The following is a 15,368-nucleotide window of genomic DNA, read 5'->3' on the forward strand; positions in this document are numbered from 1 at the left end:
GTTCCTAAGACAGACTGGTTAGGCCGTAATGGAGGGGATATGCGATGTCGAACATGTCGCTTAGAACGAAAGGTTTAATTCTAATCGTACTCATATCGTTTATCCCTCTCCTGCTGGCCGGATGGGGCAATTATTCCACAGCCAAGGACGCCATGATGCGTTCGGAGATGGAGAAGATCAGCAGCAGGTTATCCAGCCAAGCGGCCAATATCGCTGCCTGGATGGATATTCGCCGTGCTGAGGTGCTTGTTATGAGCCGTACGTCTGTTGTTCGTTATGGAACAAATGCCGAGCGGCTAAGTTACTTTCAGCGGGAACTGGTACGCAGCGGGTTTACCTACCATGCTATTGGCTTCATAGGCCAGGACGGAATCGCGTATCGCAGCGATGGAGCGTCCCGGTATATGAAGGGGGAGCCGTTCTACGAACCGGCGATTAATGGCACGATTACGATTACCGATCCTTACAAGCCGGGTTTCTCCATCGTGGAGCAAACCTTTATTGCTGTGCCCGTATACGGGGTGGGAACTCAGATCGAGGGCATTATTTATGCTTCGATTCCCTTTACTTCGTTTAACCGTTTTTTTGATTTCGCAGATGAAAAAGCCCCAGTACGGTTCTATAACGACGAGGGTCAAATTATATATGGGTCGGCTCCAGGCGTCGCACGTATGTCCACGCTCCGGTCAGATTCCGCTTTAAGCGCTGTGGCGCAAGAGATTTTGAGTCATAATGAAGGCAAAGTATCGATTCGTGCAAATGGCGATGAATTCATCGTGTTCTATGCCAAGGTTGCGGGCACGCCTTGGCGTATTGCTTTGCAAGAGCCGTACTCTAACTTGAAGGAGATGCTCACGCCGATTTTCTGGCGGATTGTATCCACGATTGCAATTGCGGAAGTTTTTATCGCCTTAAGTTTCTATCTCTATTTCAATCAAATTATTAAGCGTCTGGAACGGATTCTGTCTGTTACGAAACAAGCGGCGGCAGGAGAGTTCCAGGCCGAGCATCTGGATACATCGCAATATGACGAGATCGGCAAGCTTGCCCACTCCGTGAACGGCATGATGGAGCATCTGCAGGAGATGTTCGATCGTCTTAATGCGATTATCAATCAAAACCAATATGGCTTCATCGTACTCGATAATGAATACAAGGTTGCTTATTTGAACAAGGCAGCCGAAGAAATGCTGGGATATACCACCCAGGAGCTGGCAGGGCATGCGACACCACTTTTATTTATGGATCGCGATGAGATTGCGGAAGAGGCTGAACGACTGTCGGAGCAATTGGGAAGGGAAGTGCAACCCGGCCTGGAGGTATTCCGGGTATTGCGCGACGATAAGTTCTCGTATGAGCGAGAGTGGACGTTCATTCATAAGGACGGCCATCGCATACCGACTCTGCACAGCTCGAACGGGCTTCGCGATCGCAACGGCAAGTTCTCCGGAGTGGTTGGCATGGTTCGCGATATCTCGGATCGCAAGCAAGTCGAGAAGACGCGCAACCGGCTTCTGAACATCGTAGAATCTGCTAAAGATTTGATTGCTTCCGTCGATACGAAGGGAAGGCTCATCTATATGAACCGGGCTGGCAGGGACATGCTTGAACTGCCCGGCGACGGCGAGGATGCTTCAACGGTCAAAGATCATGTGGATCCTCGTATGTACGAGCAGATTCTTCAAGGCGCCGAGCTTGCAAGAGAACACGGTTATTGGGAGAGCAATACGCAATTGATGAAGAGCAACGGGGAGCCGCTGTTCGTCTCAATGGTGGTCGTTACTCATGTGGACGCATCTAATGGGGAGTTGTTTTTCTCATGCATCGCCCGCGACATATCCGAGCAGAAGCTTGTGCAGGAAGAGCTTGTCCGCGCTACGCTGGAGGCTGAGGAAGCAAATCAGGCCAAGAGCCGCTTCCTGGCTCTGATGAGCCATGAGATACGGACTCCATTGAACGGCATTATTGGACTGACGCAGCTTCTTCGCAAGACTGAATTGTCGATCGTGCAGAAGGATTATTTGGACAAAATGAGCATGTCGTCGGAGACGCTGCATCGTATGATTAGCGATGTGCTTGACTTGTCGAAAATCGAAGCGGATAAGATTGAGATGGAACGACTGCCGTTCCAGCTCGAAGAGTTGCTTCACAGGCTGGCGAATGGACTAAGCGTATTCCTTGGCGGGAAAGAGCAATTCGAATTTATGATCAAGACACCGGATAAGCTGCCGCAGACATTGATCGGTGATTCGCTGCGTCTGGAGCAGGTGCTGCTGAATCTATGTGTGAATGCGATCAAGTTTACGGAGAAGGGACTTGTGAAGCTGGAGCTGGATATGGTGGAGCAGCATGCAGATACAGTAAGGCTGCGGTTTCTCATTGCAGACACAGGAATTGGCATGAGCAAGGATGTAATGGAGAAGCTGTTCAAGCCGTTCACGCAGGCGGACAGCTCCACAACACGAAAATACGGCGGCACCGGATTGGGGCTTGTCATATCCAAGAGTCTAGTAGAGATGATGGGCGGCGAGCTGCATGTAAGCAGCAAGGAAGGGGTAGGCAGCCGATTCTCCTTCACACTGTCTTTCAAGATGAATCCCTATGAGTCGGAACTTGCAGAGGAGACGCCCGTACCTGAAGGAACGGTATGGATTGTTGAAGATGATACCAAAATGCGTGATCACTGGACCTATATGTTCGATTCTATCGGTTGGTCTGCAATCTCGTACAGCAGTTGGCAACAGGCCAGGGAAAGATTGCAGCGTGTCGGGGAAGGCGTGCTTCCTGATCTGCTGCTGATGGATATGGAGATGCCGGATATGTATGGGATTGAGACCTGGCGTGCGTTTCACTTGGAAGCGGAGAAGGCGAGCGTGCCCATTATCTCTCTTACGACAACATATGGCAGGGACGAGCTGCAGCAACTAGAGGAAGAGGAACGCCCCGTGGCGATTCTGACCAAGCCGGTCACAAGAGAAGCGATTGTCAGATCACTGAATGAAGCGATGAGAAGCAGACTGGCTGTGAGGAAGCAAGCGTTCCGGGAGGAATACGCCGATGAGCCCCCTGCTGGGGATTCCTCGAATACGAAGCGGGTGTTGCTGGCTGAGGATAATAAGATCAATCAATTGGTAGCTATTGAACTGTTGAAAGAGAATGGCTACGAGGTTGGCCTGGCCGAGACGGGGGAGGAAGTGCTGCGCATGCTGGATGCCGGTTCATGGGACATCATCATGATGGATATTCACATGCCGGTCATGGACGGTACGGAAGCTGTCCGCCTCATTCGAAGTCAGGAGCGATATAAGCATATTCCTATTATCGCGGTCACAGCTAACGCAGTGAAGAAGGATCATGATCGCTATATCCGTATGGGCATGAATGCTGTCATGACCAAGCCCCTTTCCGGGGAAAGCTTGTCGGAGGTTATGAAGTTTTGGCTGGATAAGTCGTTCACATTGCTTAAAAACCAGTCTTTGTCGGGAGTTCGAAGCAGCGAAAGCCATGTAGAAATGAAGAAGCGGGGCGGGAGTTTTGCTGGAGCCGTTGCATTTGCGCCGATTGGCGGCATGGACGTGGACAGCGCTTTAGAACGCGTCAACGGCAAGCATCAGATACTGTTCCATATGATGGAGCAGTTCCTTCTTGATTATGATTCCTTCATGGATCAACTGAGGAAGATACTGGGTCAATCCGACACTCACACGGCGCTTCGCATGCTTCATACGCTGAAGGGGGCGGCAGGTTATTTGTCCGCTCGCGAGCTTGGCGAGGCAGCGCATGAAACTAGTGAAGCGATCAAGCGTGAAGAGGAACCGAGTGATCTGACATCCATCCTAGCTCATCTGGAAAAGGAGCTTGGATGGCTGCTAGCAAGTCTGAATGAAGCGGTGCATCGTTTCGACAATTAAATCTAACAATTCTCTAACATTCTGTTGTTCCTAATCTTTCCGTATTGTATAGTAGAGTTACGATACGACTACTCGACAGAAATCTTCAATTTATTAAAGGGTGACGCCAATGTATAAAGTTTTGGTTATTGAAGATGACGTCATGATGAGCAATATGCTGTCCATGTATCTGCAAGAAGAGGGTTACAAGGTCAAGCAGGCTTATCGCGGGAATGAAGGGCTACAGCTTGCGGATTCATTCGATCCGCACCTGGTTTTGCTTGATCTTATGCTGCCGGATGTGGATGGTATTGAGGTATGCGCGCAGATACGCAGCGTCTCTCAAGTACCGATTATGATACTGTCCATGAAGAGTGAAGTGTCTGAGCGTGTGCAAGCGTTGAAGACCGGAGCGGATGATTACTTATGCAAGCCATTCAGCATGCATGAGCTTACGGCGAGAGTCGAAGCACTAATTCGAAGATCGCATACCGTGTTTGGAGAGTCAACCGCACAGGTCGCCGCAGCTTCAACGGCAGTAGAGGAAGAAGAGCCAATTCAGCTTGACGTTGAGAGACGTCTGCTTCTCGTTCGCGGACAATTGGTCGAGACTACCTTCTCGGAATATGAACTGATGAAGCTGTTCCTTGCGCATCCAGGCAAGGTGTTCAGCCGGGAAGAATTGATTAATGCCATTAGAGGCTTTGATTCATTTGTCACCGACCGTGCGATTGACGTACATATTGTAAATCTTCGCAAGAAGATCGAACAGAATCCGAAGGAGCCTAAGCTAATTCGGACGGTATGGGGGTTTGGCTATAAGTATACGGCACAGGCGGCTACGTAAGAACCGGGTGAAAGTATGCATTGAACCGATTCCAGTCCCTCCGTATGAGTTGAAAGATCGTATTCCGCCTGAAGCGGAGTACTTTTTTTTTTGCCATTAACCCCTGTACATGCCGTTTTTAGGTAATCCGTTAATATTTCTAACATTCTTCTAAAAGTCTGTTCTGCACATTTCTAATACTTATATGCGACTATAGAAGCACGACAATGGAACGATAAAAGAGACGGAGGGATCCGAATGGAAGGGCCAATCGAATTATCTGGGCGCGGCAAAACATTTATGCAACTAGAGCTCTCGATACATAGCGCACGCGCAGCAGGTAAACGATTGCTGGTTGCATTGGTGGATTTGGACAAATTTTATCGGGTGAATGAGACAAGAGGAACAGCCTTCGGCAATGACGTATTAAAGATTGTGGCATCCCGCCTGGAGCAAACGGAAGCGACGTATGCGGAAGCGTCGAAGTCAGGTGTGTGCAAGGTCGACGGAAATACGTTTCTTGTTATGATGGAGGTTGAGAAGGACGCTCCACAATACTGGAAAGCGGTCGATGCAATCAAGCATGCAGTGGAACAGCCAGTCTCAGATTCCGGGAAGGAGCTCTATATGACTTGCAGCATCGGCGTCAGCCTATTTCCTCAGGACGGGCTTACGAGCGAGAGGTTGCTTTGCCGTACAGAATCTGCGTTATATCAAGCGAAAGAAATAGGCGGTAATCGTACAGTGTTCTACAATACGGAGGACACAGATCGTATGAACAGGCGCATCGCGATTGAAATGGGACTTCGACCTGCCTTGTTCCTGCGACAATTCCATCTCAGCTATCAGCCGATCTACCGGCTATCGGACGGCCGGTTGAAAGGATTCGAGGCGCTTATCCGCTGGCAGCATCCCGAGCTTGGGTTGATCTCGCCGAATGAATTTATTCCTATCGCCGAATATAACGGATTAATTAATCCGATTGGAGAGTGGGTACTGCGAGAGGCCTGCAAGATGCTGAAAGGCATGACAACTTACGGGTTGAATGAACTGACGATGTCCGTCAATATCTCGCCAGTCCAGCTTCAGGACGCCTCTTTTGTCCAAACGGTATGGAATATCCTTCAGGAATTCGGTATGTCACGCCAATCGCTTGAGCTTGATATTACCGAGCATAGTACGATGCATTCGTCCAAGCTCTCCATTACCGCGATTACTCAGTTGAGGGCAGGCGGCGTTCGTATCGCACTGGATGGATTCGGAGCCGGATTTTCATCGCTTCATCATCTCATGGATCTGCCGGTTCATTGCCTCAAGCTCGACAAAAGCTATATCCGTCGAATTGATCTGCAGAGTGCGGAGAGGCATGTCGTAGAGGCGATCATTGGTCTGATGCGGAAGCTGGGACTGGAAGTGGTCGCAGAAGGCGTAGAATACAAGGAGCAATATGAGCTGCTGCAGAAGTGGGGCTGTCATTATGTGCAGGGCTATCTGTTAGGTATGCCATTAGATCCAACGGTAATCGATATGTCGATGCTTGCTAGCTGCGTACCGACGCCAGGAATGGATGAACTGGAGAAACAAACGGCAGGCCGCACATAAGTCTGCGACATCACAAAAAGCAAAAACCAGCCGGAGTCTTTGAGGACCCGGCTGGTTTTTTTTCCTAATTGGCACGATGACTGGCTCTAGCTGACTTCCAGATATAACTTGGTACCGTCGTTGTACTGGAATATGGCAACATCTCGCACCATCTCGACCGATTTGATTCGTTTCCATTTCTTCCTGAAATCAAAGTCTAATTCCATCTCGTACAATTTATGATGAAGCATATCTACAGATGCTGATTGTTCGTTAGGGTAATAGACAGGTACTGAACGATTTTTGAAGGTAATGACTCGCATCATTGTATTATGCACCTCCGATTGCGTTTTTCCCATTTTACCGTGAACATTTTAGCCTCTTATGAATCTGTGGTCAGGAGAATGTTTATTTTGCTCACACTTTCCTAACAAATGTTAGGAACTGCTGTATTTCCACTTTTTCTTGTAATAGCCGTGGCCGTAATGATGATTGTACCGATGGGGCGGATGCGGCGGATAATACGGCTGACCACTCGGATAAGGCGGCTGTCCCGGTGGATATTGATTTGGGTAAGGCTGCTGGCCTTGCGGATACGGTGGCTGTCCCGGCGCATGCTGATTCGGGTAAGGCGGGTGCCCGTTCGGATAGGGCGGCTGTCCCGGTGGATATTGATTTGGGTAAGGCTGCTGGCCCTGCGGATACGGTGGCTGTCCCGGCGCATGCTGATTTGGGTAAGGCGGGTGCCCGTTCGGATAGGGCGGATGCTGAGGGTGCGGATAATGCGGCGGCGGATAATAGCCTTTCTTGAAGTCGCTGCTGCTGTAATGATGATAGCCGTGACGCTGCCGTCCCGTTAAGGAATATAGAATACGTTTGAGCATGCGAGATCCTCCTTTATTGAATGGGATAAAACATTAATGGCGTTGTTAGATTATACGTGATCACCATCAACTGGTTTCTGGGGAGAATGTTATTTCTCACACTCGACAGGCTCCGTACTCGTCTGTAAGCTAGTGAAAGGAGCTGATTCGTATATGTGGGGCAAAGTTGCTGTAAGATTCAAGGAGATTATCGATGCTTGGCGCGATTATCCGCTACAGTCAGGCTATATTTGGCAAGGCAGCTACCGGGTTGAGCGTCTGCTTGGCATGGGCAGCTATGGTCAGGCTTATGTTTGTACGAATCTGTCTACAGGGGGCATAGTGCTGTTAAAGCGCAATAAGCCCAGCAAAGGCAGCACAGGCATCGAGCTGCTGAGAAGAGAAAGCGACTTGATGAGATCGCTCGAACATCCCCAAATCCCAAGCTGGCTGGACTATAGCGTAAGGAGGCGGGATGAAGCACTCATCATGCCATATATTGAGGGGTATAATCTGGAGCACATGATCTACGAGCAACAATTGGCATACACCGCCGTGGAGGCGCTCTCTATTCTTCAGTCTCTGTTGCGACCGCTGGCTTATCTGCACGAACAAGGATACGTTCACCGGGACGTTCGAATTCCGAATGTCATGCAGCAGCCAGAGAAGCTGTTCTTAATTGATCTTGGGCTTGCTTGCCGGATCGGTGAGCAACTTCCGCCCAAGCTGCAGGCAGCTCTGGGTGAAGCGGACGGCACTAATACCGAAGGCAGCGCTTTCGCAATTAAGCGACGGATGAGAACCCCGCTTCCGTCCAGCGATTGGTTCGGTCTGGGCCATCTGTTCCTGTTCCTGATGTACGCCGGTTACAAGCATCCGGAAGGACAGCAAGAACAGAGCTGGGAGGAAGAGCTGCATCTTCAGCCTGTAGTGCGAGACTTTGTCTCCAAGCTGCTGAACGACGAGTCGGCTTGGGAGACGACGGAACAATGCCGGCAAGAGTTAGATGAACTGTTAGCTGCGCTTAAGGCTGCTGAAAAGCCCGAGATGTAAGCTTTATTATGATCAGTTAAGTGTTCATCGCATAATAGACGACTGCAATAATGAGCAGGTGAACCGGATAGAAACCTCGCCACAGGATACGCGGAATGCGTATGTTGTCCATGCTCCGCATCAGATCAGGCATATACACGATCCATAACGTCGACAGCAAGCTGAACAACTGAAGGGTCCAGCCTTTATAGAATATACTAAACACATTAAGCGCCAAATGAAGCAACACCATCATGTGAGGTGTGGCATAACGGTAAGTGAGCATTAATAATAATGCATATCCGCCATAATCGAATGGCAGGGCTTCCAGCAGAATCAAGGCCGCAGCTACGACCGACGCGGCAGCTAGCAGTTTTCCCTTCAGACTGTCCAGCATGAGCAAGGTTAGCAGACAAAAGAACAGCGTTGCGATAACATTGATCTCCAGCACCTGGAATGCAAGCTGATAGGGAATCTGGGAGATGACCGCCAATATGCCTACTCTGGTCAAATAGCGGGTAACGTCGCGCGTTCGGGAGTAGCCGATGACCATGGCATAAATATAGAAAGGCATGGCCAGTCTTCCAATAACGCGCCAGGCCGTTTCATCCGGGTGCCACACCACTCCGATATGGTCAATTAACATCGTTAACATGGCCAAAAATTGAATAGAAATCACCTTCATCCGTTGCGAGTAAGGACCTCATTCAGTATATCACAAGGCAGCTTACCGTTAAGGATACAGAGAAGGCGAAGACCTCATGACGCATAGCAGCGGTCAAGAGGCCTAGGGTAGCATGGGCAGCATGTGATGGGACAGGATGCCGTTATAAACCGGCGTTTTTTTTCAACCTTTGTGCGATTTCCATAAATTCCTCTGGCGATATGCCTGGAGCGAACTCTTCAGGCAAGCCGCTTAAATCCGGTACGGGTGCCCCTTCTGGCGTGCCCTGAATGACTTCGAGCTTAGCGCCCGTCTGCGGGTTCTGGCCGTTCCAGATGAGCACGACGTCTTTGAAGTCATGCGGACTGAACGTGTACAGCTTGTTGCCGAGTCCCATTGCTTCATATTTGCGGGCAGCCTCGAAGTGGTCATTGCTTAGGTTTGGAATCGGGATAAGCTTCTTGATATCCACGCCGGTTGCGACTTCAAGCGCCTTGGCGTAGGCAAGCACATGCACGCCGCCTCGTACGAGCAAATAACCGATCATGGCACGGGCGGTAGGATGATCCGTCATCTCATAGACACGCATTTTATGCGTCCGTGCGCCACACTCCAGGAAGAAGTTATGCAGCAGATCCAGTACGAGATTGCCGCTGCTGAATACATAGTCGCCAGCCCATGGACGTCCCATAGAATCACCTGCTAGCGCCGTCTGTGCTGTGCTAATAAAAAAGTAGCTGTTGCGTTTGTCTACCCCCGGCTTAAGCGGCGTGCTATCCGGATCGCCAGGACTGGTCGTGCCGGTCAATACCATATTGATGGTCGTTGCGACTAGCTCAACATGGCCGATTTCCTCAGCGGTAATGCTGGCTACCAGATCGTAGAAGGGCTTGAGCTTCTTTTTCTCCCTGAAATTGAATGACTGATACAGGTAGTTGTTGAGCGTCGACATTTCGCCGAACTTGCCGCCAAGCAGCTCCTGTACGGCGGCAGCGGCATTGGCGTCGGCATAAGGGGAGGGAGGAAGCTCGATCTGCAGCCTGTTTTGGCGTTGGAACATGGGAGGCATCACCTCTTTGTCATAGAATTATTACATATTTAACAAAGTATTATTACATAGGTATGCGAGAAGAAGCGGCGGCATACGTATCGGGGGGAGTTACATTAACATCTTCCGGCTGTCGCAGGATGTGTTCGGCCTCTTCAAAGCCCTCCGCCGATTTGGCGCCCCAGAGGGCCAGTGCAAAACAGACTCCGGCTTGCTTGGCGCATTGCAGATCGTATATGGAATCTCCGATATACACAACCTCATTGGGCTGGATTTGCAATAATTGCAGGCGTTTCAACAGCGGCTTCGGATGAGGCTTATGTTTTTCCGTGTCACTGGCAGATATGATGCATTGAAAGTGTTTACTTAGCCCGAAGGGATCAAATTCATCCATGACTTCCTGTCTAGTTTTTGAAGTGACAATGTCTAACTTTAATGTAGCAGCAGATAGATGATGAATGACAGAATCTAGTTCCGCAAAAAGAGACACTTCATCCGCAAAGTCCAGTACGGCTGCCGACCACTTTGAATGAACCTGCTCGATATTGTCCACTCCCAATTTCCGCAAAGCGTCTTCCCCCGGAATTCCCAGTACAAAGCGCAGCTCCTCTGAAATGATAGTCTTGTAGCTTCTCCAAAGCATCGAATCCGGTCATATGACGAGAAGATTTATTAAATGTACCGCCCAGGAAATGCATCGTAATATGTTCAAAATGACTGAGCGTAAAAGCGATATCGATAGAATTGGTGACGATACTTATTTCTTTTTCTTCCAGAAAGGGCGCTATAGCGTGTATGGTTGTTGACACGTCCAAATAGATCATTTCATTGTTGCCAACCCTATTTGCAGCGAATTGACCGATAAATAAGGGATTATCTCTCAAATCATTTATTATTTATGTGCGACAAATCCTGACAAAGCTAGACTCTATTCGCAGCAAGCATTAGAATTTAGATAAACACACTACTTTATTTATCACTAAGGTTTAGACAGGTGAGAACATGAATAGAAATGACATGATGCTTAAGGAATATAGGTCTGACACGTCCATCAAAGGGTTGGACTTTATAAGGCTTGCCGTTGTATTGACGGAGATGGTCTGCCGCGAGCATCATCGGACGACTGTCATCGGTAATTTGAATCCTGGGAATATAAGAATGTTAAAGGGCGGCAAGGAAGCTCGTCTGACTGGAAGTGTGGGTGTTCAGAGCGCATACCGGTCGCCGGAACAATCGGGACGACTTAATCATATGCCCGATAACCGGTCTGATTTATACACGTTAGGCGTCATTTTATATGAATTACTGTCGGGACAGTTGCCGCTGCAGCCTGATGACGGGGATTGGGACACTGCGCATATTTTTAAGGCCCCGCTTCCGCTTTCCGACATACGGTCTGAATGGAGCGGCCCGATATCTTCTATAGTGATGAAGCTGTTGTCCAAATCGCCTGATTATCGTTATCAGAGCGCTTATGGTTTGCTGGACGACTTGAATCAATGCCTGGTTATGCTGGAGGATGACGGCAAGCTGGTTTCTTTCGAGCTTGGTCGGCTGGACCAGGTTCGTATGTATCGCCAACCTGAGGCTTTGTATGGGCGGGAGGTGGACATGACCAAGCTGGAGTCCGGTCTTGTGCAGGCATCGCAAGGACGACAAGTGATTCGATGGATTACCGGTCCTGAAGGCAGCGGTAAAACAGCGCTGATTCACCGTCTGAGAGCTAATGTGGTGCGGCAAGGCGGTTGGTTCATTGAAGGCCAATTGATTCGAGATGGAACTGCTGTGCCTTATGAGCCGTTCATCCAAGCATTGCAAGTGTGGCTGCAGCAGCTTTGGAGGGAACCAGCCGACGTCATTGAACGGTTCAGGGAGAAACTCCACTCAGCGTTTGGACAAGACGCGAGTGTTATCGTGTCGATATTGCCCGGAATGCGGCAGTTATTCGGAAGTACAGCGGGGCAGGATCATGTTCCTGATGCAATGAAGCGGAAGCGAATGGGAGAGCTTCTGCCGGGATTGATCGGTTGCCTGGCCGACAGCTTCCCTCCGCTTGTTATTTTTATCGATAACCTGGAGTGCGCAGACAGTGGCACCCGAGAAGTAATAGGGGCGTTAGCGCAGCAGGAAATGGCTCGAGGGCTGCTTATTATCGGGGCGGTCCGTACAGATGAATGGAACACCACCCATGGCGGTGATTCGGGAGAGATAACAAGCGATCCTTGGCATACCGTGAGCAGCCTCTCCACTTATGATGAGCGAGTGGACTTGCAGCCCCTGTGTTTTGAGGATGTTCGACGTTATGTAGCGGACGCGTTGTATGAAGGAACGCCGCGCCTCCGTATGTTGGCCAGCACTCTTTACTACAAGACGGGTGGAAGTCCCGGCATGATCGCAGAAATGATGGACGGCTGGCTGCAGGAGAATAGACTGAGTTTTGATGAAAACCAGCGACAATGGGTTTGGGACTCTGAAGTATTGCAACAAAGCTATGGTTCGGACATGGATTATCACTTGATGAAGGCGGGCTTTGCTCAATTAACGGTTCCAGCAAAAAGAATGCTGGTGATGGCTGCTGCTATAGGTCGAACATTTACTTTGTCTCTGTTAGCCGAGGCTTGCGAGTGTACAGTGAATGAGGCTGCGCTAATGCTTCGTGATGCAGAGCTCGGCGGCATGATTGGATACGAGGACAACACGGAAGTGGAAGACACAAGAGGGAAAAGCTATTTGTTCCTGCATCATCAACTACGTGAAATTGCCTATGCTTTCGATCGCGAAGGGAATGCGCTGCGTCACTTGACGATTGGAAGACTGCTGCGACGCTCCCAAAAGGAGGGCGGGGGCCATGCGTTGCTAGCGGCTGTCGATCAGTTGAATTTAGGTGCTGAAGCTATGTCGCTGCAAGAAAGAGAGCAATTGCTTGAGCTTAATCTTCAAGTCGGGCACAGCGCGCTTGATGAAGGGCAGTTTGTCAAGAGCAAACATTACGGGCAGGCCGGGCTTATGCTTTCGGAAGAAGAGCAGGTGCCCCAACCAGGATCCCTATACGTTCAATTGCGATTACTAACGGCTTGGTCGGAGTATATGAGTGGCAATACCGAGCAGGCTCGTCAGAATTTGCTTGATTTGAAGAAGCGCAATCATAATTTGAGCCTATTGGAGCGTTCAAAAATTTGGCTTCCATTAATTCAAATTCATACGTTTGCAGAAAATGATTTGGCTGTTCAATATGGGAAAGAAGCTTTGGAGGCATACGGCTGGGAATACAGGGAAGGGGTATCCAAGCTTGGGGTTATCAAGGAAGTGATGAGAACGCAAACGGTGCTATACCGAAAGCGCAGCAAACTGCCCTTGCTGCCATTCAATACAGATGAAGAGTATTTGAACCTGTGCAAGTATATGGAGTATTGCTTCCTGCCGATGCTTACCCACAATGCGGAGGCTCTTATTGAACTATGCGCCCGATTTATTCGTTATGGAATAGGCAGGGGAATGAACGGGTCACTGGCTATGTTAATTTGCAGTTACAGTCTCTTAATGCAGAGAGTGCTTCCAAGTTATGCTGGTGTTGTTCCTGCCTTGGACTTGGAGATGATTGCAGCCGCCGATGATGAAGATGATTCCCGTGTTTATCGCATTCTGTTGATTGTCGGGATGGCCAGGCAATTGGACAATCCGACTGAAGCATCCGTTCTATTGAATAAGGCTCTTCGTCGGAGTCTCGAACAAGGGGACAAAAATTTTGCCAACGTAATGTTTATTACTTGTCTGATCACACATAATGGGAATTTGCAAGATATCACCGATTTGTTGACTATTTTCACTGAACATTTAGAACCAATCGCTAGTAATAAGACGCTTGAAATTGCTAATATCTCCAGACGTTATTTGGCGGCACTGCAGGGTGAGTCATCCATGGAGGATTTTACGGCCATTCCGGACGATGCAGACCAGAATAGCTGGCTTATCGATGAGGACAATTACAGCTGTATGTGCAAGCTTGAGGTTGCTTATTTGGCGGGCAGATACCATGAAGCGCTTTATTGGTCGAGAAGGAGCAAGGAAAGCGAGCTGGCGGCGGATTGGGTGCGTATTCGGAAGCAGCGTACATATGAAGCGTTGACGCTGGCAGCCATGCACCCCGAAGCAGTCCCGGAGGAGCAAAAGCGTATTCGAAAGATACTGAGCGCGCAATTGCGAAGCATGAAAAAGTGGAAAGGCTTTCTCGGCATCGGCTCTTCGGCTTATCTGCTTATGAAAGCGGAATGCGCTCGACTAGCTGGAAATCAGTTGAAGACGCTTCGCCTTTATCTCGATGCGATTAAGCAAGCCAGAATGGAGAAATACGGCTTGATGGAGGGGATCGCCTGCGAACGGCTTGCGATATGTTATGAGCAGGATCTGATCAGCAATGGGGGAGCTATGATCGCCATGCTGGATGCAGGCACAGCTTATTCGCTATGGGGTGTTACCTCCAAAGTGACGCAAATTCGAAGCGAGCATGCACATTTGTTAAGCGCTGGACCCAAGCTGTATGAAGTTGAAACGATCAGACTGCAAAAGTATGAGGGGGAGTCCGTTCATCCTCGTTTGCCTCAGCAGGAAACCTTTAAGAAGCCGGAAGCATCTATGGGGGAAGAGGAGCTGCTGCAGCAACTCTTATATGGGTTCGGGGAGCTGCGGAAGGGGCAATGGGCGGAAAGTCTCTTGAATACGGCCATCCGTCAATCAGGCGCTGATCGTGGATTAATCTTACGCAATGAGAAAGGACGCTTTGCAGTAGTCAGCTCGTTTCATAAGGAAGATAACGGATATGCAGAAAGTGTATTGCGTTATACGGTTGCGACTGATGAACCAATCGTGATTCATGATGCGGTGCAGGGCTATTGGATGAGGGATGACGATATTGCTTTGAGGAAGCCCCGCTCCATTTTTTGCATGCCAGTCTCGGTCCCGGGTGAACCTTTCGGTTATTTTGTTTATCTGGAAAATAGTCATGTGCCTGGCGTATTTACCGAGCGTGACTTGAAAGTGCTTGAATGGATGGCTATACGCATGATTTATTTTAATCTGCTTGATGGGGAATCAAAGGATACTGCAACAATTGAGGAGCCTTCGCCGTTCGTTCGGAGTGGCGATCAAGGACACATGATAGAGTCATTGACCAAGCGGGAATTGGAAATTCTAGAAGCTATTTCTGAAGGATTGTCCAACAAAGACATCGCGGAGCTTCTTGGAATTACGGAAACGACGGTGAAGACGCATGTATCCAGAATTTTTGGCAAATTGGGGGTCAAGCGACGCGGGCAAGCCGTTGTGCGGGCGAATGAGCTTGATTTGATCCGAAAATAGATGAAGCGCAGAAGTTTTTCTCAGACTACAACTTTAGTAGGACTACATCTCCTAGTATTCGATCTATGATGTTCTATAGTGTCGAATACTAGGAGATTTTTTTTGCTGA

At 49.3% G+C, this 15,368-nt stretch carries 10 protein-coding genes and 1 pseudogene; 5 read left to right on the top strand and 6 right to left on the bottom strand.

The genetic code is table 11. From position 1 onward, the window contains the following. Window positions 1–44: 44 nt before the first annotated feature. The 3 genes from DX130_RS17740 (at window position 45) to DX130_RS17750 (ending at window position 6,318) form a co-directional block, all read left to right on the top strand. Window positions 45–3,911: a response regulator gene (locus tag DX130_RS17740; RefSeq protein ID WP_116047639.1), complete on the top strand. Its 3,867-nt coding sequence runs from the start codon at window positions 45–47 to the stop codon at window positions 3,909–3,911. A gap of 109 nt (window positions 3,912–4,020) precedes the next feature. Beyond that, entirely contained in the window at window positions 4,021–4,737 is a 717-nt protein-coding gene (locus tag DX130_RS17745) for a response regulator transcription factor (protein ID WP_116047641.1), read from the top strand. A 237-nt stretch (window positions 4,738–4,974) separates the two neighbouring features. Beyond that, a complete protein-coding gene (locus tag DX130_RS17750; protein ID WP_116047642.1) occupies window positions 4,975–6,318 on the top strand; it encodes a putative bifunctional diguanylate cyclase/phosphodiesterase in 1,344 nt (447 codons plus the stop codon). 86 nt (window positions 6,319–6,404) lie between these two features. Here DX130_RS17750 and DX130_RS17755 read toward each other — a convergent pair whose 3' ends face one another. Further along, complete coding sequence (locus DX130_RS17755; RefSeq protein WP_116047850.1) at window positions 6,405–6,623, bottom strand: hypothetical protein; 219 nt, start codon at window positions 6,621–6,623, stop codon at window positions 6,405–6,407. A 111-nt stretch (window positions 6,624–6,734) separates the two neighbouring features. After that, window positions 6,735–7,181 (bottom strand): hypothetical protein, encoded by a 447-nt coding sequence (locus DX130_RS17760; protein WP_116047644.1) that lies wholly within the window; start codon window positions 7,179–7,181, stop codon window positions 6,735–6,737. Between the two features lie 153 nt (window positions 7,182–7,334). Here DX130_RS17760 and DX130_RS17765 point away from each other — a divergent pair, with 153 nt between their 5' ends. Next, complete coding sequence (locus tag DX130_RS17765) at window positions 7,335–8,213, top strand: serine/threonine protein kinase (RefSeq protein ID WP_116047645.1); 879 nt, start codon at window positions 7,335–7,337, stop codon at window positions 8,211–8,213. A 16-nt stretch (window positions 8,214–8,229) separates the two neighbouring features. On the opposite strand, the gene DX130_RS17770 is transcribed toward DX130_RS17765, so the two are convergent. The 4 genes and pseudogenes from DX130_RS17770 to DX130_RS27470 form a co-directional block, all read right to left on the bottom strand. Continuing rightward, window positions 8,230–8,853 carry a TraX family protein gene (locus tag DX130_RS17770; protein ID WP_165861342.1) on the bottom strand — a complete coding sequence of 208 codons (624 nt, stop codon included), beginning with the start codon at window positions 8,851–8,853 and terminating at the stop codon, window positions 8,230–8,232. 166 nt (window positions 8,854–9,019) lie between these two features. Next, the gene (locus tag DX130_RS17775) at window positions 9,020–9,916 is read right to left on the bottom strand and encodes a manganese catalase family protein (RefSeq protein ID WP_116047648.1); all 897 of its coding nucleotides are present in this window, start codon (window positions 9,914–9,916) and stop codon (window positions 9,020–9,022) included. Between the two features lie 52 nt (window positions 9,917–9,968). Further along, entirely contained in the window at window positions 9,969–10,547 is a 579-nt protein-coding gene (locus DX130_RS17780; RefSeq protein ID WP_116047649.1) for an HAD family hydrolase, read from the bottom strand. Window positions 10,548–10,566: 19 nt separating this feature from the next. After that, a pseudogene (locus tag DX130_RS27470) lies at window positions 10,567–10,728 on the bottom strand (DeoR/GlpR family DNA-binding transcription regulator); the annotation flags it as partial. A 178-nt stretch (window positions 10,729–10,906) separates the two neighbouring features. Here DX130_RS27470 and DX130_RS27235 point away from each other — a divergent pair. After that, on the top strand, window positions 10,907–15,259 hold the full coding sequence (locus DX130_RS27235; protein WP_116047651.1) for an AAA family ATPase: 4,353 nt from the start codon (window positions 10,907–10,909) through the stop codon (window positions 15,257–15,259). Window positions 15,260–15,368 lie beyond the last annotated feature (109 nt).

The sequence above is a fragment of the Paenibacillus paeoniae genome (genome assembly GCF_003388735.1).
Classification (GTDB): domain Bacteria; phylum Bacillota; class Bacilli; order Paenibacillales; family Paenibacillaceae; genus Pristimantibacillus; species Pristimantibacillus paeoniae.

Excerpts from the sequence above, each read along its gene's own strand:
- DX130_RS17740 (WP_116047639.1), top strand. The coding sequence starts at position 45 with ATGTCGAACATGTCGCTTAGAACGAAAGGTTTAATTCTAATCGTACTC.
- DX130_RS17745 (WP_116047641.1), top strand. The coding sequence starts at position 4,021 with ATGTATAAAGTTTTGGTTATTGAAGATGACGTCATGATGAGCAATATG.
- DX130_RS17750 (WP_116047642.1), top strand. The coding sequence starts at position 4,975 with ATGGAAGGGCCAATCGAATTATCTGGGCGCGGCAAAACATTTATGCAA.
- DX130_RS17755 (WP_116047850.1), bottom strand. The coding sequence starts at position 6,623 with ATGATGCGAGTCATTACCTTCAAAAATCGTTCAGTACCTGTCTATTAC.
- DX130_RS17760 (WP_116047644.1), bottom strand. The coding sequence starts at position 7,181 with ATGCTCAAACGTATTCTATATTCCTTAACGGGACGGCAGCGTCACGGC.
- DX130_RS17765 (WP_116047645.1), top strand. The coding sequence starts at position 7,335 with ATGTGGGGCAAAGTTGCTGTAAGATTCAAGGAGATTATCGATGCTTGG.
- DX130_RS17775 (WP_116047648.1), bottom strand. The coding sequence starts at position 9,916 with ATGTTCCAACGCCAAAACAGGCTGCAGATCGAGCTTCCTCCCTCCCCT.
- DX130_RS17780 (WP_116047649.1), bottom strand. The coding sequence starts at position 10,547 with ATGCTTTGGAGAAGCTACAAGACTATCATTTCAGAGGAGCTGCGCTTT.
- DX130_RS27235 (WP_116047651.1), top strand. The coding sequence starts at position 10,907 with ATGAATAGAAATGACATGATGCTTAAGGAATATAGGTCTGACACGTCC.